The organism is Stenotrophomonas rhizophila (genome assembly GCF_007667275.1).
GTDB lineage: Bacteria > Pseudomonadota > Gammaproteobacteria > Xanthomonadales > Xanthomonadaceae > Stenotrophomonas > Stenotrophomonas maltophilia_AE.
Window position 1 is genome coordinate 34,793 of the sequence record NZ_VDQT01000002.1, and the last position, 20,958, is coordinate 55,750.

At 69.9% G+C, this 20,958-nt stretch carries 6 protein-coding genes; 5 read left to right on the top strand and 1 reads right to left on the bottom strand.

Features of this window, described 5'->3' with window-relative positions; all coding sequences use genetic code 11:
- Positions 1-143 precede the first annotated feature (143 nt).
- Genes FSZ13_RS06350 through FSZ13_RS06360 form a run of 3 tightly spaced genes read left to right on the top strand, consistent with a single transcriptional unit; the run spans position 144 to position 14,054 of the window.
- Positions 144-9,683, top strand: coding sequence for an SdrD B-like domain-containing protein (locus tag FSZ13_RS06350; RefSeq protein ID WP_145478595.1), 9,540 nt, complete (start codon positions 144-146; stop codon positions 9,681-9,683).
- The gene (locus tag FSZ13_RS06355; RefSeq protein ID WP_145478596.1) at positions 9,680-13,033 is read left to right on the top strand and encodes a hypothetical protein; all 3,354 of its coding nucleotides are present in this window, start codon (positions 9,680-9,682) and stop codon (positions 13,031-13,033) included. The genes FSZ13_RS06350 and FSZ13_RS06355 overlap by 4 nt, the downstream gene beginning before the upstream one ends.
- A gap of 10 nt (positions 13,034-13,043) precedes the next feature.
- Positions 13,044-14,054, top strand: a complete 1,011-nt coding sequence (locus FSZ13_RS06360) for an OmpA family protein (protein ID WP_186308860.1) — start codon at positions 13,044-13,046, stop codon at positions 14,052-14,054.
- 9 nt (positions 14,055-14,063) lie between these two features.
- Here the strand turns inward: FSZ13_RS06360 and FSZ13_RS06365 are convergent, their stop codons facing one another.
- Positions 14,064-15,935, bottom strand: a complete 1,872-nt coding sequence (locus tag FSZ13_RS06365) for a tetratricopeptide repeat-containing diguanylate cyclase (protein WP_145478598.1) — start codon at positions 15,933-15,935, stop codon at positions 14,064-14,066.
- A 103-nt stretch (positions 15,936-16,038) separates the two neighbouring features.
- Here FSZ13_RS06365 and FSZ13_RS06370 point away from each other — a divergent pair, with 103 nt between their 5' ends.
- Positions 16,039-17,385, top strand: a complete 1,347-nt coding sequence (locus FSZ13_RS06370) for a sensor histidine kinase (protein WP_145478599.1) — start codon at positions 16,039-16,041, stop codon at positions 17,383-17,385.
- A gap of 51 nt (positions 17,386-17,436) precedes the next feature.
- Positions 17,437-20,883 carry a hybrid sensor histidine kinase/response regulator gene (locus FSZ13_RS06375; RefSeq protein WP_145479480.1) on the top strand — a complete coding sequence of 1,149 codons (3,447 nt, stop codon included), beginning with the start codon at positions 17,437-17,439 and terminating at the stop codon, positions 20,881-20,883.
- Positions 20,884-20,958: the final 75 nt, after the last annotated feature.

Genomic DNA, 20,958 nt, shown 5'->3' on the forward strand with positions numbered 1-20,958 from the left:
CGCCCCGCCCGGCATCGTCGGCGACGTCTGTCGCCTGAAGGGTCGGGATTCATCTGACAGGGGACGTCTGGACCGGTTGCGTTGGGTACGCATCGCGTGGCGTTCCCTGTGAACGCTGCAACGACCGGAACAGGGGAAAACGCATGTCCAGCCATAGCGATCGCGCAGCCATCTGCGCGACGGTGACGCCGTTCGAGCGCGCGCACGCGCCTTCGTGGCGCACCCGGTTCCGCCGCAGCCTGGCAGCCGTGCTGATGCTGTCGCCGCTGAGCGCGCTGGCCATCGACCTGCAGATCACCGACTTCTCCGATACCGGTTACGACCCGGTGCCCGCGGGCACCACGGTGATTTACAACGTCAAGGTCGAGAACGGCGCCAACGACACCGCCAGCGGCACCGTGACCCTGTTCGACCTGCCCGCCGGCACCGCGCTGGGTGGCACCGCGCCGGCCGGATGCAGCGCCTCTGCTGGCGCGTCCGGCACCACCCGCGTGGTGTGCACGAACCCGGCCTTGAACGCCTCCACGGCGCCGTATGAATTCAAGCTGCCGGTCACCACGATCGCCTCGCAGCCGGCCACGATCACCGTGCGTGCCGCGATCGGTTTCGCCAACGCGCTGCCGCCGGCGACCACGCCGATCAGCACGCTGCAGAACACCGACCCGTTCTTCGGCAGCGATACCAACGTTGCCAACAACCGCACCAGCCAGAACACCACCATCCAGGCGGCGGCCGACCTTGAACTCAGCAAGAGCGCCACGCCCGATCCGGTGATCGGTGGCGGTGAAGTCATCTATACCCTGACCGTGCGCAATGCCGGCCCCAGCGTGACCACCGGCTTCCGGGTGGCCGATACGTTGCCGCCGAACGTCACCCTGGTCGGCGCGCCGACCGGTGCGGACTGGGCCTTCACCCAGCAGAACGGCACCTACAACGGCACCTTGGCGGTAGGCGCGAGCACCAGCTATTCGTTCCGCGGCAAGGTCAATGTCGGCACCGGCAACATCGTCAATTCGGCGGTGGTCAACGCCGGCAACGTGCCCGACCCGGTGCCGGACAACAACGCCGCGCAGGTGACCACGCAGGTCACTGCCGGTGCGGACCTGCTGGTATCCAAGTCGGTGTCGCCGGCGCCGGCTGCCGCCGGGTCGGTGGTCACCTATACCCTGACCGCGCGCAACGATGGTCCCAGCGCGGCCACCACCGTGGTGCTGCGCGATGCGCTGCCGGAAGGCTTCCAGGTCAACGGGGTATCCGGACCCGGCGGTTGGTCGTGCAGCAACAATGCCGAGCGCACCGTGGTCACCTGCAACGCCGCGAACTTCGCACCGGGCGCGCAGGCGCAGATCGCGATCCAGGCGCAGGTGCCGTCCACCGGCACCAACAGCAGCGGCACGGTGACCAACACCGCCCAGATCAGCGCGGCCACGCCGGATCCGGTGCTCACCAACAACCAGGGCAGCGTCGGCCTGACCGTCATCCCCGACGGCGCCGACCTGCGCATGACCAAGTCCAAGACGCCGGCGCTGGTGCCGGTATGGAACAACACCGGCCTGCGCACCGACAGCGTGATGGCCAGCACCCTGCGCGCGCAGAACCTGGGGCCGCGCACGGTCACCGGCAACCTGCAGCTGGTCGATACGCTTGCCGTGGGCGAAGAGTGGGTCGATGCCAGCGGGCAGCCCCATCCAGCTGGCGTGCCGGTCACCGTGGGCGGTTTCAGCTGCAGCGTGGACCGCGCCTGGAACGGCGCCGCGGCGCAGGTGGTCACCTGCACGCAGACCGCCGGCTACCCGGTCGCGGTCAATGCCAACTCCGCCACGCTGACCCTGCATACCCTCGCGCGCCTGCAGGGCACCCTGGCCAACACCGCCTGTACCGGCGGCAGCGGCGGTTCGGCCGAGCCGACCACCGCCGGCGGCATCAACCTCGATCCCAACCCCGGCAATGACTGCACCGGCGGGCAGAGCCGCGCCACCGACGCCCGCGCCGATCTGTCGATCACCAAGCGCACCAATGGCGCCGGTGATGCCGACAACGTGATCCGCGAAAGCGACGGCGGGGTCACCTACACCCTGCAGGTCACCAACAACGGCGCGACCACCACCGGCGTGGTGGTGAACGACCCGATCCCCGGCTTCGTCACCGGCGTCACCACCGTCACCAAGGACACCGTGCCGGCGGGCTGGAGCTGCGACGTGGTCGGCAGCGGCTACATCTGCAACTCCACCACCACCGCGCTGGCCGCAGGCGCCACCGCCACCATCGTGTTCACCGTCAACCGTGGCCTGTTCGACAGTCAGAGCCAGGCCGCCGGTACCTGCGGTGGCGTGCCGATGCAGGCCGGTCGCTTCTGCAACACGGCGGGGGTCAGCATCAACCCGGCGGTGAGCGGCGCGATCGGCGAAGCCAACCCCGGCAACAACAGCGCCTCGGACTGGGTGCAGGTAGACCCGGTGGCCAACATGGCCACCACCGCCAAGGACATCACCTCCGGCAGCCCGGGCCGCGCCGGCGTCAACACCACCTACCGCATCACCTACCAGAACCGTGGTCCGTCCACGGCGCGCGGCGTGGTGTTCAGCGATACCTTCACCCTGCCGGCCAACGACGCCGGTTTCGTGCTCATTTCCGCGCTGCGCACCGGCAGCGGCAGCACGGCATGCAGCGTGACCTCCTACGACCCCGCGATCAACTCGGCGCCCGCGCCGGGCGGCACCTCGTGGTTCAACACCGGCGGTACCCCGGCGACGCTGCGGCTGACCTGCGCGCCGCAGGACATGGCCAACAACTCCACCCAGACCATGACGGTGGTGATCCGCCCGAACGTCAACAGCGGCAACACCGGCCGCCGGTTCACCAACGACGGCTCGTTCCATTTCGATCCGGCCAACACCGGCACCGCGGTGCCGCCCAGCGGCGTCGACGGCAATGGCCGCAGCTACAACTACAACAGCCGCACCGATGACGATGTCCGCGCCGCCGCGCTGGATTTCACCGCCGGCGAAGTGGACCTGATCGTCAACAAGATCGACCAGAGGTTCGACGGCGCCGTCGATCCGCTCGGCTTCGATTCGCGCGTCGGCCAGGAAGCCAACAACTACATTCTGTACCAGGTCAGCGTGCGCAACGACGGCCCGTCGCTGGCCACCCGCACCGTCATCGAAGACACCATCACCCCGGCCAGTGGCGCAAATGTCGCGTTCGTCGGCAGCCGCACCGGCAACGCCACCACGCCGCAGGGTGCGATGGAAGCACCGGGCGTGCGCTGTACCGTTGCCCCGGGCAGCAGCAACCCCACCACGGCGGCGCAGACCCTGTCGTGCAGCATGCCCAGCGTGGGCGTGTCGACCACCGAACAGGGCGCGATCGCGGCCAACCAGACCAGCTACCTGTACCTGGTCTACCAGTACCTCAGTGCGCCGCCGGCAACCGGCGCGACGCTGCTCAACGCGGTCACCGCACGTTCTGCCGAAACCGAACGCGACACCAGCAACAACAGCGCGGTGCAGGAAACCAGCATCCGCACCCGCTCGGACCTGGCGATGACCAAGGCCAGCGTGGTGCTGGCGCCCGATGCCAACCCGACCCAGCCGCTGCCTGCCACGGCCACCACGATCAGCCTGCGCCAACCGTTCTGGTACGTGCTCGACGTGGTCAACAACGGCCCGGGCCACAGCCTGTCGCGCGACCGCAGCGGCGACAACCCGCTGCGCGGCGATGGCGTGGTGGTGACCGATACGCTGCCGGCAGGCCTGGAAGTGATTGGCGGCGGCGAAGGCACCAGCTGGCAGAAATCCGGCAACACCGCCGACGCCGGCGTGGTCAGCAACGGCAGCGGCAGCTGCGTGTTGAACGGCCGCGCCCTCACCTGCCGCATGGGCGACCTGGCGCTGGACGGCCGCATCCGCGTGCTTGTGCCCGCGCGCTGGACCACGCTGCCGGCCAACGGCACCGGCATCAACACCGCGCGCGCCACCAGCGACCAGCTCGACCCCACCCCCGGCAATGACGAAGGCACCAGCACCCACACCGTGGTGCGGTCCTCGCTGGCCGGCGTGGTGTTCCAGGATCGCGAGCGCAGCGGCACCGACGGTGGCACGCCGCAGGCCGGCGAGCCGACCATCTCCGGCATCGAAGTGCGGCTTGCCGGCACCGATGCCTATGGCAACGCGGTGGCGCTGACCACCACCACCGACGGCAACGGCGCCTACCGCTTCGACAACCTCGCGCCGGCGGGAGCGGATGGCTACACGCTGACCCAGGTGCAGCCGGCCGCCTACGTCAACGGCCCGGTAGCGCCGCCTACCAGCGGCGGCCTGGCCCCGTCGGCCGGCGGCACGTATGCGGTGGTCGCCCCGGCGACCAGCGCCAACTCGCTGTACACCGCCATCGCGCTCGGCGCGGGCGTGGAGGGCGTGCGCTACAACTTCCCGGAAGTGCGCCGTCCTTCGCTGTCCGGCTTCGTCTACGTCGACAGCAACTACAGCAATACCCGCAACAGCGGTGACGCCCCGATCGCCAACGCCACCGTCGAACTGCTCGACGCCGCCGGCACCGTGGTGGCCAGCGCCACCACCGCGGCCGACGGCAGCTACAGCTTCCCCGCGCTGGATCCGCTGCAGACCTACACCCTGCGCGAAGTGCTGCCCACCGGCAGCTATCGCAACCGCCCGAGCGCGATCAACCCGGGCCTGGTGGGCAGCACCGCCTGCGCGGCCTGTACGGTCGCCACCGGGGCGGCCGGCGATGCCGCCAGCACCGACCGGATCGGCAACATCGACCTCTCGCGCGGGGACGACGCCACCGCGTTCAACTTCGGCGAAGACGCGGTCACCGCCATCTCCGGCCAGGTGTACCTGGACCGCAACGGCAACGGCGACTTCGACGCCGGCGATGCCGGTACCCGCAATTCGCAGGCCAATGGCGGTCTGCAGGGCGTCACCGTGACCCTGGTCGGTGCGGGTCCCGACGGCGTGTTCGGCACCGGCGACGACCAGCCGCCGGTGGTGGTGCAGACCGACGCGCAGGGCCGCTATGAATTCGACGGCCTGGTGGTGGGGCAGAACTACCGCATTACCGAAACCCAGCCGCAGGGCTATGCGAACGCCGCGGAGAACGCGTCCAACAGCATCACCCTGAACGCACTGCCGTTGACCGGTTCGACCGGCAACGATTTCGGCGAGATGCTCGGTTCGCTCAGCGGCGAGGTCTACGAAGACTTCTCCAACGTGGCGGCCAACAACAACAACGGCCGCCGCGACGCCGGTGAAAACGCCATCGCCAACGTCACCATTACCCTGTCGGGCACGGACGTGCTCGGCAATCCGGTCGCGCTGACCACCACCACCGATGGCAACGGCGGCTACCGCTTCAGCGACCTGTTGCCGCCGCAGGTCGGCACCGGCTACACCCTGACCGAAACGCAGCCGGCCGGTTACCTGGATGGCAAGCATGCGGCCGGCAATGCGGCCACCCCCGGCAGCACGGCCGTGGCCAACGTCATTTCCGCGATCGCGATCAACGCCGGGCAGGACGCCAGCGGCTACCTGTTTGGCGAACTGGCCAATGCGCCGATCAGCGGCACGGTCTACCTGGACCGCAACGACGACGGCGACAACAGCGCCGGCGACATCGGCGTTCCCGGCGTACAGGTGACCATCGTCGGCAGTGGCGCCGACGGCGTGTTCGGCACGCCCGACGACACCACCGTCAGCTTGGTCACCAATGCCGATGGCCAGTACAGCTACCCCGGCGCGATCGCCGGCCAGGCCTACCGCATCACCGAAACCCAGCCGACCGGGCTGGGCGAAGGCCGCGAGCAGCCGGGCAACCTCATCCTCATCAGCAACCTGCCAGCCGCCGGTGCCAGCGGCAATGACTTCGGCGAGCTCGCCGCGTCGCTGTCCGGCACCGTGTTCCTGGACCGCAACAACAACGGCGTGCAGGACGCTGGCGAACCGGGCCTGCCCGGTGTGCAGCTGCAGCTGCCGGCCGGCACGGTCGACGCGCTGGGCAACGCCGTGGTCGCCGTGGCGACCGATGCCGACGGCCGCTACCGCTTCGACCACCTGCTGGCCGGCAGCTACAGCGTGACCGAGCAGGCCGCGCAGCCGTCCTTCAATGGCGGCCCGACCCTCAACGGCCTCACCCGTGCCGGCAGCATCGACGGCACCACCGTGGGCGTGGCCACCGCCGTGGCCAGCGTGCCGAGCGCGATCAGCGCGATTACGCTGCCCGCCGGCAAGGCCGGCACCGCCTACGACTTCGGCGAGATCCTGCCGGTCTCGATCGGCGGTGCGGTGTTCTTCGACGTCGACAACGACGGCGTGCGCAACGGCGCCGCTGAAACCGGCATCGAAGCGGTGACCGTACAGGTCACCGGTACCGACGACACCGGCGCCAGCGTCTCGGTGAGCGTGCAGACCGATGCCGATGGCCGCTTCGTGTTAGAAGGCCTGCGCCCGGGCACCTACACCCTGACCGAGCCGCAGCAGCCGGCCGGCACCAGCAACGGCATCACCACCGCCGGCACCGTGGGCGGCACGCCGCGTGGCACCGCCACCCCGATCACCGCCGTGCCCAGTGCGATCAGCACCATCGACCTCACCACGCCGGGCAGCGCTTCGGTGGACAACCTGTTCGGTGAGATTCCGCTCAACAGCGGCATCAGCGGCAAGGTCTGGACCGACCGCAACAATGACGGCGTGGTCGATGCGGGCGAGACCGGTCTGGCCAATGTGCGCGTCACCCTGAGCGGGACCGACCTGGCCGGCAACCCGATCAGCCGCGACACCGTGACCGACGCCGACGGGAGCTACAGTTTCGCCGAGCTGCCGCCGGGCACCTACGTGGTGACCGAACCGGAGCAGCCGACCGGCACCCGCGACGGCCGCACCATGGCCGGCAGCACCGGTGGCAGCGTCACCGCGCCGGGCACCGCGTCGTCGCAGATCAGTGCCGTGGTGCTGGGCGTGAACCAGCAGTCGGTCAACAACAACTTCGGCGAGATCCCGACCGCGAGCATCGCCGGCCGCGTCTACAACGACAGCAACGACAATGGCAGCGTCGACAGCGGCGAAGGCGGCATCGCCGGCGTTGCCGTGGTGCTGACCGGTACCGACGACCTCGGCCAGCCGGTGTCGGCGACGTTGACGACCGATGCCGACGGCCGCTACCGCTTCGACGGCCTGCGTCCGGGCACCTATGTGGTGACCGAGCCGACCCAGCCGCCGCAGACGCTCAACGGCATCACCAGCGCCGGCACCGTCAACGCCGCCACGGTGGGTGTGCCCAGCGACCGCGCCAGCGTGCCGTCCACGATCAGCCAGATCGTGTTGCCGCTGGGCGTGGATGCGCTGGAGTACAACTTCGGCGAGATCGGCGATTCGCCGGACCTGATGGTCAGCAAGGCGTCCACCAGCGCCCGCTTCACCGTCAACAACCTGGCCGGCTACACGATCCAGGTGCGCAACGCCGGCCAGCAGCCGAGCCGTGGCGAGTACGTGGTGCATGACCGCCTGCCGGCGGGCCTGAGCCTGGACAGCCTGCCGGTCGGGACCGGCTGGACCTGCACCGGCGAACCCGGCGCGACCCGCTTCAGCTGCAGCAGCCAGCGCGTGCTGGCCGCCGGCGCGGTATCGCCGGACAGCATCGCCGTGGTGGTGCGCGTGGCCGCAGCCGCGGCCGAGGCGGGCACCGTCAACAATGCGGTGCTGGTCGAAGGCGGCGGCGAGAACCCGTTCCGCGCCCCGACCGCCGCCGAGCGCGCGGCGTTCGACGGCGAGGTCGGTAACCTGCCGGTGTGCGTGGATGGCATCACCCACAACGCCTGCCGCGTGCCCAACAGCGTGCAGCTGGCCGCCTCGGTCGGCGGCACCGTATGGTTCGACGTGGGCAGCGATGACCAGCTGCTGGACAGCGGCGACAGCCGTCTGTCGGCCTGGATCGTCGAACTGGTGGACCCGGCCAGCGGCCAGCTGGTCAAGAGCACCGTGACCGCCGCCGACGGCAGCTACCGCTTCGGCGACGTGGTGCCCGGGGTGAAGTGGAACATCCGCTTCCGCGACCCGCGTTCGTCGGTGCTGTGGCCGTTCCCGGTCACCCGCGAAACCGCGGGCGGCGTGCAGGAAGCCTGCGATGCCGCCACGGCGATCGCGCGCGGCGGGGTCAGTGCCTGCCGCACCACCGACAACGGCGCCAGCCAGCTGGAAGTGGTGCTGCGCGCCGGCGACCACCTGGCGCAGCAGAGCCTGCCGGTGGACCCGTCGGGCGTGGTGTATGACGCCACCACCCGCGACCCGGTACCCGGTTCGATCGTGACCCTGGCGCCCGTGGGGATGTGCAGCGGGTACGACCCGCGCACGGCCGTGCTCAATGCCGCCGGTGGCGGTTACCGCATCGACGGCAGCACCATCGCGATGACGGTTGGCAGCGAAGGCTTCTATCAGTTCGCGTTCGGTCCGGCGGCGCCGGCACGTTGCGAGTTCCAGTTGACGGTGACTCCGCCGGGTGGCTACACCTTCGTGTCGAGCATGATCCCGCCGCAGGCCAGCGCGTTGTCGCCGTCCGGCGGGGCCGGAGCCAACCATGTGGTGCAGGCCAATACCCAGGCGCCGACCGGCCCGGTGGGCACGGCCACGCAGTACTACCTGACCCTGTTCGCCGGCTCGGCCACGGCCGCAATCGTGCACAACCACCTGCCGCTGGATACGGCAGTGGCCACCGGCCTGGCGATCACCAAGACCGGCGACCGCCAGACCGCCGAGATCGGCGACACCGTGCAGTACACCATCACCGTGCGCCAGACCGCCGGCAGTGCGCTGGCCGCGTTGAACGTGATCGACCGCCTGCCGCGTGGCTTCACCTACATCGACGGCACCGCGCGTGCCGACGGCCGTGCGGTGGCCGACCCGGCCGGCAAGCCGGGCCCGCTGCTGGGCTTCGCGCTGGGGCCGATCACTGTCGGTGGCCAGATCGTGCTGACCTACCGGGTCCGCGTGGGCGTGGGCGCGCAGCAGGGCGACGGCATCAACCGTGCGCAGGCCCATGGCTGTTCGATCAGCGGCGGCTGCATCGACCCGGTGGCGGTCACCCCGCTGCCTGGTTCGCTGACCTCCAACCGTGCCGAATACCGCGTGCGCGTCACCGGTGGCGTGTTCACCGAACAGGCCTGCGTGCTCGGCAAGGTGTTCATGGACTGCAACAACAACCACCTGCAGGACCGCGAAGAGCTCGGCATTCCCGGCGTGCGTCTGTACTTCTCCGATGGCACCTGGGTGATCAGCGATTCGGAAGGCAAGTACAGCTTCTGCGGCCTGCCGCCGCAGAGCCATACGCTCAAGGTCGACGGCAGCACGCTGCCGGTCGGTGCGCGCCTGACCACCAGCAGCAACCGCAACCTGGGCGACGCCGACAGCCTGCTGCTCGACCTGAAGAACGGCGAGCTGCACCGCGCCGACTTCATCGAAGGCAGCTGCGCCAACCCGGTGCTGGAGCAGGTCAAGGCCCGCCGCACCCAGGGTGAGGTGCAGGCGCCGGAAACCGAACCGGGCCAGGCGCCGCTGCGCTTCGAGAGCAAACCCGCACGGGCGCCGCAGCAGGCGACCGATACGGCCAACCAGAGACCGATCGTGCATCCCAGAGCCACACCGTCCGCCGCCGCCACGGAGGGCCAGCCATGAGCCGTGCTTCCGTAGTGCGCCAGCTGCCGCGCCTGAGCTTGTTGGCCTGCGCGCTGGCGACCCTGCCGGCGATGGCCCAGAGCGTGGGTACGCCGGGCCGCTTCACCCCGGTACTGGGCGATGCCAGCACGCTGTACCCGCGCAGCCCGGCCAGCGTGGACGCCGCGCCTGCTGCTGTGCGCGCCGCAGCAGGCACGCTGGACCGCATCGTGGTCGAGCTGGACCGCGACGGTGTGCCGGCCGATGGCCAGAGCCCGGTGCACGTGCGCGTGCAGCTGCTGGACCCCAGCGGCCTGCCGCTGGCCGGCACCACCTACGCGACGATTGAAAACAGTGGTGGCCGGATCCGCCTGCCCGGCTCGCGCACCGATGAGCTCGGCCCGGGCGCACTGGATGCCGACAAGGTCACCCCGGGCGTGCAGCTGCAGGTGGTCGACGGCGTGGCCGAGTTCGACCTGGTCGCACCACACGCGCCACAGGATGTCCTGCTGCGGATCACCGCCGGGGCCGAAACCGCGCAGGGCAGCATCGGCTTCGTGCCCGAAATGCGCGAGATGATCGCCACCGGCCTGATCGAAGGCGTGGTCAACTTCCGTCGCCACGGCAACGGAAGCCTGGTGTCGCCGGTGGAGAACAACGACGCCTTCGACCGCGACATCCGTCGCTGGGAGCGCCAGTTCAACCACGGCAAGGCCAACGCCGCCGCGCGCACCGCGTTCTTCGTCAAGGGCCGGATCAAGGGCGATGCGCTGCTCACTGCCGCCTACGATTCGGACAAGGACACCCGCGGGCGCCTGCTGCGTGACATCCAGCCCGAGGAGTTCTACCCGGTCTACGGCGACGCGTCGCTGCGCGGCTTCGACGCGCGCTCGGCCGAGCGCCTGTATGTTCGCATCGACAACAAGCGCAGCTACCTGCTGTACGGCGACTTCCAGACCGGCGACGGCCTTGCCACCGCCACCGGGATCGGCGGCAGCGGTCCGATTCCGCAGCGCAGCCTGGGGACCTACAACCGCACCGCCACCGGGCTCGGCTGGCATTTCGAAAGCGAGCGCGTGCGCAGCAACGTGTTCGCCATCGAAGATTCCCTGCGCCAGGTGATCGAAGAGTTCCGCAGCCAGGGCAGTGGTCCCTACGCGCTGCGCAACAACGCAGTGCTGGAAGGCAGCGAGCGCGTGGAAGTGATCGTGCGCGACCGCAACCAGCCCACCCGGATCGTCTCGGTGCGGCCGCTGGCGCGCCTGGTGGATTACAGCTTCGAGCCGTTCTCCGGCCGGATCCTGCTCAACCAGTTCCTGCCGGCGTTCGACAGCGACCTCAACCCGGTCTCGCTGCGCATCACCTATGAACTGGACCAGGACACCGAGAAGTTCTGGGTGGTCGGCGCCGATGCGCAGGCCAAGCTGACCGACCGCCTGGAAGTGGGCGCGGCGGCGGTCGACGACCGCAACCCGTATGCGGAATTCCGCATGGGCAGCGCCAATGCCAGCTACCGCTTCGGCGACAACACGCTGCTGGTGGCCGAGTTCGCGCGTACCCAGAGCGAGGTCAACACCAACAGCATCAACCAGATCACCTCGCAGGGCCTGAAGGACGTTACCGGCGAGGTGGAAGGTGATGCCTGGCGCGTGGAATTCGCGCACCAGACCGAGAAGCTGGAAGCGCGCCTGTTTGCCGCCCGTACCGATCCGGCGTTCAACAACCCGGCCGCGCCGCTGTACGGCGGCCGCGGCGAATACAACGCCCGCATGGCATACCAGGTTGGGCCCCGCCTGGAACTGTACGTGGAAGGGCTGCGCAGCGAAGACCGCAACCCGGATGGCGGCAAGCGCGATGCCGGCGGCGCCGGCGTGCGCATTGGCGCGACTGAACGGCTGACCGTGGACCTGGGCGTGCGCAGCATCCGCGAAACCATCGGCGTGACCTCGCCGTGGTCGTCCGGGGTACCGTTCGGCAATGCCGGCGGGCTGACCGGAGGCTTCGCCACCGGTGCCGGTGGCGGCGCGCTCGGCTACGGCCAGCAGGCGCTGGACCCGGCTACCGGGTTGATGGTGATCAACGGCAGCAGCACCGGCAGCCCGATCACCAGCGACCTGCCGGTGGGCACCGAGCTGGAATCGGACAGCGCCCGCTTCGGCCTGGGCTACCGCCTGAGCGACAAGCTCAGCAGTGGTGCCGAGATCGAGCACAGCGTGAGCGGCGAAGAACGTCGGCGCCTGGCCGCCGGGTTGGACTACCAGGTGTTCGAACGCAGCCGCCTGTACGGCCGCTACGAAAAGCAGACCGGCCTGACCAGCGCCTACGGCATCACCACCACCGACCGCGAGGCCGACGCGCTGGTGTTCGGTATCGACAGCAGCTACCTGCGCGATACCCAGACCTTCAGCGAGTACCGCCTGCGCGATGCGATCAGTGGCCGTGACGTGCAGGCCGCCTCCGGCATCCGCAACAACTGGGACATCGCCGAGGGCCTGCGCCTGTCCAGCTCGGCCGAGCACGTGAAGGTGATCGACGGCAGCACCGGCGACAGCACCGGGCTGGCGCTGGCGCTGGACTACGGCGCCAACCCGCTGTGGCGGGGCGCGATCCGTGCCGAGCACCGGATTTCCGAGGACGTGCCAGACACCGAGACCAACGAAGCGTTCAACACCTCGCTGCTGCAGTTCATGCTGGCCCGCAAGCTCAGCCGCGACTGGACCCTGCTGGCCCGCAACTACCTGCTCAGCACGCGTTACGACGCCCGCGGCGATGTGCTGCAGGACCGTTTCCAGCTCGGCGTGGCATACCGCGATACCGACCGCAACCGGATCAACGCGCTGGCCCGATACGAGTACAAGCTCGAGCGCGACGAGAGCGGGTTGACCCTGGTCGACGGCAGCACCGTCGATGGCAGCAGCCAGGACGTGCGCACGCGTGCGCACATCGTCTCGACGCACGCCGACTGGCACCCGTCGCGGCCATGGTGGTTCACCGGCCGCGTGGCCGGCAAGTGGCAGCAGGACCAGTTCGCTTATGCCGATGGGGGACGGGTGAACAGCCGCTTCCGCGCCATGCTGTTCTCCGGGCGCGTGGTGTACGACATCACCGAAAACTGGGACGTCGGCGTGCTGGCCTCCACCTTCCGTGGCCAGGCCGGCGCCAACCAGTATGCCTACGGCATGGAAGTCGGCCGCCTGCTGCGGCAGAACCTGTGGTTGTCGGCCGGTTACAACTGGACCGGCTTTACCGGCGACCGCGACCTGAACGGCTACGAGTACACCCAGCAGGGCGTGTTCGTGCGCCTGCGCTTCAAGTTCGATGAAGACCTTTTCCGGCCGGACCCCGTCCGCTACCGCGACCCGGCACGCTGAGGATGCCCTGATGAACCACGCCAACCCGACCTACCGTCTCGTGCGCCCGCTGCTGGGCGCGGCGATCTTCGCCGGCCTTGCCGGCGCCGCTACGGCGCAGCCGGCGCAGTTGCTGCCGCAGCAGCAGCGCATCACCGACGAAGCCATCCACGCCGACCACGCGACCTACGAGGCCACCCAGGGCCGCATCCAGGCGCTCAACGATGGCGGCCGACCGATCCGCGACTACCACCTGTCCAAGGCGCAGTGCTGGCTGGACGTCTCCTTCCAGGAATACAGCCGCAACGACCGCAGCGATTTCCCACAGGCGGCGCTGGGCGAATCGGAGCGGCTGATCATCGGCATGGAGCAGGGCGCGCGCCCGCTGCCGACCGACACGCCGCTGGTCAACAACGCGAAGTACCTGCGCGACGACCTGTGGCAGCGCCTGCGGGTGCTGCATGGCACGCCCGGCTTTGCCTGCGCGGCGCAGCAGGTTGCCTGCGGCGAGGTCGAACTGGTGCACGCCGGCAACGAGTTCAACCAGCAGCAGTGGCGGCATTCCAAGCCGTACATCCAGATCGCCGAGGAGCTGGTCAACGACGCCGAAGCGCTGGCCCGCCAGTGCGACCTGGCCCCGGCGGCGATCGCCGCACCGGGCCCGCTGGTGGCCAACGTGCTGTTCGAGTTCGACCGCGACGGCTACCGCGACATCCGCACCTACTCGCTGGAAAGCATCGACCGCGCGCTGGCCAGCGTCGCGGCCGAGAAGCTGCAGCTGGAGGAAGTGGTGCTGGTCGGGCATGCCGACCGCCTGCAGGGGCGTGGCTTCGACGCCAACCAGGCGCTGTCCGAACGCCGCGCACGCACCGTGCGGGAGCTGCTGATCGGGCGGGGCCTGGACCCGGCAACGATCCGTTACGAATACCGTGGCGACACCCAGCAGGTGCAGCAGTGCGACGGCGTGCGGCCGCGCGCGGCGCTGCTGGAATGCCTGCTGCCGAACCGTCGGGTGGAAGTGCGCTTCGAGGTCACCCGCTGACGTCAGGCGTTACGCGTCCCACCGGATCGGTCGGCTGCCGCTGAGGTGCACCCACCCGGCGGCCATCGCCTCTTCCGGGTTTCCCAGCACCGCATACAGATGCGGTGCCTGGGTGCCGTCTTCGCCCCACAGCCCCGCCCACGCATTGCGTCCGCTCTGGCGGGCGCCCTGCAACGCACGATCGGCCGCGCGCAGGCTGTCATCCGGCTGCGCCGGCGCGTCACCGAACAACGGCAGCGGCGCCATCCCCACGCTGGCGGTGAGGGTCAGGTGCTCGCCGGTTGCCAGGTCAACCACCAGCCGCTCGATCGCCAGCCGCAGGTGCCCGGCCAGGGCCTGCGCCGCCTCCGCGCTGGTATCGTGGCGCGCGACCAGGAAGGCGGCGCCGCCCCAGCGTGCCAGCAGATCGTGCCGGTCGCAGGCCGCATGCAGGCACTCACCCACGGCACGCAGCACGCTGTCGCCGGCCGCTTGTCCGTGGCGCTCGTTCAGCGCTTTGAAGTCGTCCAGTTCGATCAGCAGCAACGCACTTCGCGCCGCACCGCCGTGGTCTGCGGCGCGTTCGTCGAGCCTGCGCTCGGCTTCGCGGCGGTTGGGCAGGCCGGTGACGGTGTCGGTGCGGCTGAGCGCGGTGAGTTGGCCGCGCTGCTGGCGCAGCCGCAGCACCAGCACCGTGGCAATCACCGCGACGGCGAGGAAGGCGACCACTGCGCTGTTGCGCAGTACGCGCACGCGGCCCAGGTCCTGTTCCGCATTCACCTGGGCCGGGTCGATGCTGCGTTCGGCCGAGGCCTGCAGCCGGGCCAGCTGGCCAAGGGTCTCGCCCTTGCTGCGCGCCTGGTCCATCGCACGCCCCTTGCGCAGGTACTCCAGCGCCTGCGTACGATCGCCCAGCAGGGTGTGGATGTCGCCGAGCAGGTCCAGCCCGTTGCGCACTTCCTCGACGAATCGCCCTCGCTCGGCCACCGCCTGTGCTTCGGTCGCCAGCGGCAACGCTGCGGCGGCGGCGCCGCGATCCATCGCCAGCCGGGCCAGGCGCTGCAGGGTCACCACCTGGCCCTGTGGATCCTGCGTCGCCTGCCAGGCCACTACGCTGCGCAGGCCTGCTTCGGCGGCATCGCGTTTCCCTGTCATGCGCAGGATCTCGGCGCGGTGGCTGGCGATGCGATGCAGGAACACCTCCTGCCCGCTCAGCCGTGTCCCGATCGCTTCGGCGCGCCTGAACGCTGCGGACGCCTCGTCATTCCGCTGCAGCATCAGCAGCGCGTAGCCGTAGTTGTAGTACAGGATCAGGTCGCCCGGATTGGGCGGCCGGTGCAGGTGGTCGCTGAGCTGGGTGGCTTTTTTCAGATACGCCAGTGCGCCTTCGGCATCGCCCATGGCGTCGCCCCGGATCATCGCGATCTGCATCAACGCGCCGATCTGGCCATGCACGTCGCGCTGCCGTACCGCATCGTCGAGCAGGGTGCCGGTCAAACCGAGCGCGCGTTCATGGTCGCCGCGCCACAGCAGCAGGTGCGCGGCCATCGTGCGGGCGCGCTGGATATCGTCTTCGCTGGCGTCGTCGCGCGCTGCGGCCGCGAGCAGGCGGTCGGGCAGCTCGGTGGTCTGGTCCAGCTGGCCCAGCGCCCGCAGGGCCACGCCGAGGCACCCGACCGCGCCTATTTCCATCGAGGTGGACAGCGACGGCGCTGCCAGCAGGCTGCGTGCGAGCTGCAGCGAGGCCTGTGGTTCGCTGGTGAGCAGGGCATGGCACTGCTCCACCTTGGCCATCTGCGGCGCCGCGTCGAGCGGGCGCTGCGCGAGTGCGGGCAGCGCGGCCAGGAACGGCAGGACGGCAAGCGCAGTCAGTCCGCGCCGGACTAGCGACAACATAGGCATGGCGACAACGACTTCCCCGGTCGAGTGCAGACGATCTACAGCGCACTGCTAATATACCCATGTTGCCGCCGCGCGCCGGCGCCGCCCGCCCATTTCCTGCCGCATGCCCGAGCCGTCGCCTTCCGTCCGCGCCGCCGTCGCTGAACGCCCCACCGGGCTGGGTCGGCGCACCGATGCCATGCTGGGCGGGCTGCTGCTGCTGGTGGGGCTGTACCACGTGGTACTGGCCGCCTGGATGGCGGCGCGGCTGGGGACCGGACTGGACATGATGGTCCCGGCCATGGCCGCCTCCCACCTGCTGCTGTGCCTGCTGTGCACGATCGAACACCGTGCCGGCCGCACCCTGCATGCGGCGGCGACCTTCCTCGTCGGTGAACTGCTGCTGCTGGTCCTGGCCTACGGGTACTGGGGCCTGGCCGCCCAGCTGCGGGTGCAGCTGGTGCAACTGCTGCCGTTGCTGCTGGTCGCGGCGGTGCTTGGCCGCCGGCCGCTGGCCTGGACCGCCGCGTGGCTGTGTGGGCTGATGGCGTTGGGTGGCTGGGTCGATGCGGCCGCGGCCCTGTTCCGCACCGAGCGCGTGCTGCACGCGACCACCGACCTGGCAGTGTCGGCCTTCGGAACGGTCATGGCCGCCTGGCTGCTCCACCACAGTGTCACCGGCCTGCGCGAAAGCCTGCAGGAGGCCCGCCAGCGCAGCGACGAACTGGCCCGCAAGCGCGATGAGCTGCAGGTGGAGATGCAGGCGCGCGAGCGCTCGCGCGACCAGCTTGTGCACGCCATGAAGATGGACAACGTCGGTCGCCTGGCCAGCGGCATCGCGCACGACTTCAACCACCTGCTGGCGCTGATCCAGGGCTATGTGGCCAAGGCGCGGCGCAGCGAGGGCGAGGCGCTGCACGCCGCCCTGCAGGGCGCGGATTCGGCGACCCGGCGGGCCAGCGCGGCCAGCCGGCGGCTGCTGGATTTCAGCCGGCTCGAGCCCGGCCGGCCGCAGCTGCTGGACGCTGCAGCCACGCTGGCCGCGGTGGCGCCCACCCTGCAGCAGGTGTTCGGTGAGCGCGTGCAGTGCGAAGTGGAAACCGGCGACGTGCGGCGGTTGATCCACTTCGACCCGGCACAGCTCGAATCGATCCTGCTCAGCCTGGCGGTCAACGCCAGCCATGCCATGCCCGACGGTGGCCGGTTCACGCTGCGGCTGCAGCCGCCCGACAGTGATGGGCGGCTGGTACTGCAGCTGCAGGACACCGGCCAGGGCATGAGCGAAGCGGTGCGCGCGCGCTGCCTGGAGCCGTTCTTCACCACCAAGCCGGTCGGGCAGGGCACCGGCCTGGGCTTGGCGGTGACCGCCAGCCTGGTCGAGGCGGCCGGCGGTGCGGTGCAGGTGCACAGCCGCCCGGGCGAAGGCACCCGGATCGACCTGCAGCTGCCCTCGCGTCCACTGGCGGCGTGAGCAGGCGCGTGCAGCGGCTACACTGCGGCCTGCGCTTGCGGAAACATGCCCGTGGTTTCTAGCTGGATCCTGCTGCTGGTGTCGGTGGCCTATGCCGCGCTGCTGTTTGGCGTGGCCTGGTGGGGCGACCGACGCCCGATGTACCCCGACCGCCCGTGGCTGCGCCCGGTGGTGTACAGCCTGGCGCTGGCGGTGTACTGCTCGTCGTGGACCTTCTACGGCGCGGTGGGCACTGCGGTGCGCAACGGCATCGGCTACCTGCCGATCTACCTCGGCCCGCTGCTGCTGCTGATGTTCGGCTGGCGCATCATCGAACGGCTGGCGCTGATCGCACGCAGCCAGAACGTGGTCTCCATCGCCGACTTCATCTCTTCCCGCTTCGGCCGCTCGCGGCGGCTGGCCGCGCTGGTGGCGGTGATCGCGCTGATCGGCATCATTCCCTACCTTGCGCTGCAGTACAAAGCGGTAGCGATGAGCCTGCAGGTGCTGACCGGCCATGACGGCCCAACCGGGTACTTCAGCGACCCGGCGCTGTACGTGGCGCTGTTGATGGCGCTGTTCGCCACCCTGTTCGGCACCCGCCAGGTGGACGCCACCGAACACCATCACGGCATGATGCTGGCGATCGCGCTGGAGTCGATGATCAAGCTGATCGCGATGGTGGCGCTGGGGCTGTTCGCCTACCTGTGGCTGGCCGACCGCGGCGAAACCGTGGTGCGCAGCGCGCACACGCTGTTCACCGGCCTGCCGCCGGTGGGGTTCATTTCGCAGACCCTGCTCAGCTTCCTGGCGATCATCTGCCTGCCGCGCCAGTTCCACGTGGCCGTGGTGGAATGCGGCGATGTGCGCGACGTACGCCGCGCGCGCTGGATGTTCGGTGGTTACCTGGTGGTGATCTCGGCCATGGTGATCCCGATCGCCACTGCCGGCGTGACCCTGTTCGGCACCGGCGGCAGCGTCGCCGACGACAGCATGGTGCTGGCCCTGCCGCTGGCCGAGGGTCGCAAGTTCCTGGCCCTGGTGGCCTACGTGGGCGGCTTCTCTGCTGCCACCGGCATGGTCATCGTGGCCTCCATCGCGCTGGCCACCATGGTCAGCAACGACCTGGTGATGCCGGTGCTGCTGCGCCGCAGTGGCGACCACGAAGAAGCGGCCGACGTAGCGTCGCGGGTGCTGTGGATCCGCCGCCTGGCGATCCTGCTGCTGGCGATGGCGGCCTACAGCTACTACCGCGGCAGCAGCAACGACAGCACCCTGGCCTCGTACGGGCTGATGGCCTTCGCGGCAGTGGCGCAGTTCGCGCCCGGGCTGATCGGGGGCTTGTACTGGCGTGGCGCCAGCCGTCGCGGCGTGGAGGCCGGCATCCTGCTCGGCTTCGGCACCTGGATCTACACCCTGCTGCTGCCGGCACTGACCCATGCCGCGTGGATGGACGCGGGCTGGCTCAGCGACGGTCCGTTCGGCATCGCCTGGCTGCGGCCGCAGGGGCTGTTCGGCATGACCAGCTGGGACCCGCTTACCCACGGCACGTTCTGGTCGCTGCTGGTCAATGCCGCGGCGATGCTGCTGGTGTCCGTGCGCTGGCGCCCGGGCGTGGACGAGCGCCTGCGCGCCGCGCCGTTCCTGGACCCGTATGCCGAGCGGCCCTCGGTGGCCGGCGCATGGCCGGGCCACGTGCACGTGGGTGACCTGCTGGCGCTGGCGTCGCGCGTGGTCGGCGACCGCCACGCGCGCCGATCATTCTTCGAACAGGCGCAGTCGCTCGGTAGCGAACTGCAGGCGTCGGCGGCCGCCGACCGCGCCTGGGTGCAGTTCACCGAGCGCCTGCTGGCTGCGTCGATCGGCGCGGCCTCGGCGCGCCTGCTGCTGACCAGCCTGCTGCGCGGCTCGGGCATGGACCTGGGCGAGGTGGTGGCGGTGCTGGACGAGGCCGGCCAGGAGCTGCGCTTCAATCGCGAGATCCTGTCCACCACGCTGGAAAACATCAGTGCCGGCGTCAGCGTGGTCGACCCGGACATGCGCCTGACCGCCTGGAACCGCCGCTACCAGCAGATGTTCGGCTATCCCGACGGCATGCTGTACGTGGGCCGGCCGGTGGCCGACCTGATCCGTTACAACGCCGAGCGCGGCGAGCTGGGCGAGGGCGACATCGACGTGCAGATCAACCGCCGCATCGGCTACATGCGTGCCGGTTCGCCGCACATCTTCGAACGTACCCGCAGCGACGGCCGGGTGATCGAAATGCGCGGCCAGGCGTTGCCCGGCGGCGGCTACGTCACCAGTTACAACGACATCACCGATTACAAGCACGCCGAGAACGCGCTGCTGGAAGCCAACGAAACCCTGGAACAGCGCGTGGCCGAGCGCTCGCACGAAGCCGAAGTGGCGCAGCAGTCCAAGACCCGCTTCCTGGCCGCGATCAGCCACGACGTGCTGCAGCCGTTGAACGCGGCGCGCCTGTTCGCGTCGGCGCTGCGCGACAGCCACCACAACAACGACGAACAGCGCCACCTGGCCGAACGCGTGGATGCCTCGCTGCGTGCGGCCGAAGAACTGCTGGACGGCCTGCTGGACGTATCGCGGCTGGATGCCGGCGGCCTGCACCCGGTGATCGGCGACTTCGACGTCAGCCTGCTGATGCGCGAACTGGCCGCACAGTACTCGCCGGTGGCGGCCGGGCGCGGCCTGCGCCTGGACCTGTTCGCGCGCCCGGCCTGGGTGCGCAGCGACCGTCGCCTGCTGCGCCGGGTGCTGCAGAATTTCATGGCCAATGCCCTGCGCTACACCCGCCAGGGCCGCATCGTGCTGGCGGTGCGCCACCGCGGCGAGGAGATCGAGCTGCAGGTGTGGGACACCGGTCCGGGCATTCCCGAGCACCACATGCAGCAGATCTTCAACGAGTTCCACCGCTACCAGCAGCCGTTCGACTGGGGCGAGCAGGGGCTGGGACTGGGCCTGTCGATCTGCCAGCGCATCTCGCGCCTGCTCGACCATCGGCTCAATGCGCGCAGCCAGGTTGGCAGCGGCAGCATGTTCTCGATCCTGCTGCCACGCGCGCAGGTGCCGGAGCTGCCGCCCAGCGATGCGGCGACGGCCCCGCCCGAGCACGCCACGCGCACCGATTCGCTGGCCGGCATGCGGGTGCTGTGCGTGGACAACGACCAGGAGATCCTCGACGGCATGCGCGCGCTGCTCGGCCGCTGGCAGGTACAGGTGATCACCGCCAGCACCGTGGACCAGGCGTTGGACGAGGTGATGGCACAGCCGGACGTGATGCTGGTGGACTACCACCTGCACGACCGCCTGGACGGGCTGGATACGCTGGTGGCGCTGCGCGAGCGGGCCGGGAGCGACATCCCCGGCGCCCTGCTCACCGCGGATGGCCGCGACGAGCTCAAGCGGATGGCGCGCGAACGCGGTTATCGCCTGCTGACCAAGCCGATCAAGCCAGCCTCGCTGCGCGCCTACCTGGCGGCGCACTCGACCCTGAAAGGGTGAAGCCGACAGGCGCGGCCCGGCCGCGCCGGCAGGCTGGCTATGCTGCGCGGCCTATACCCGTACTGCGGAGTTGCC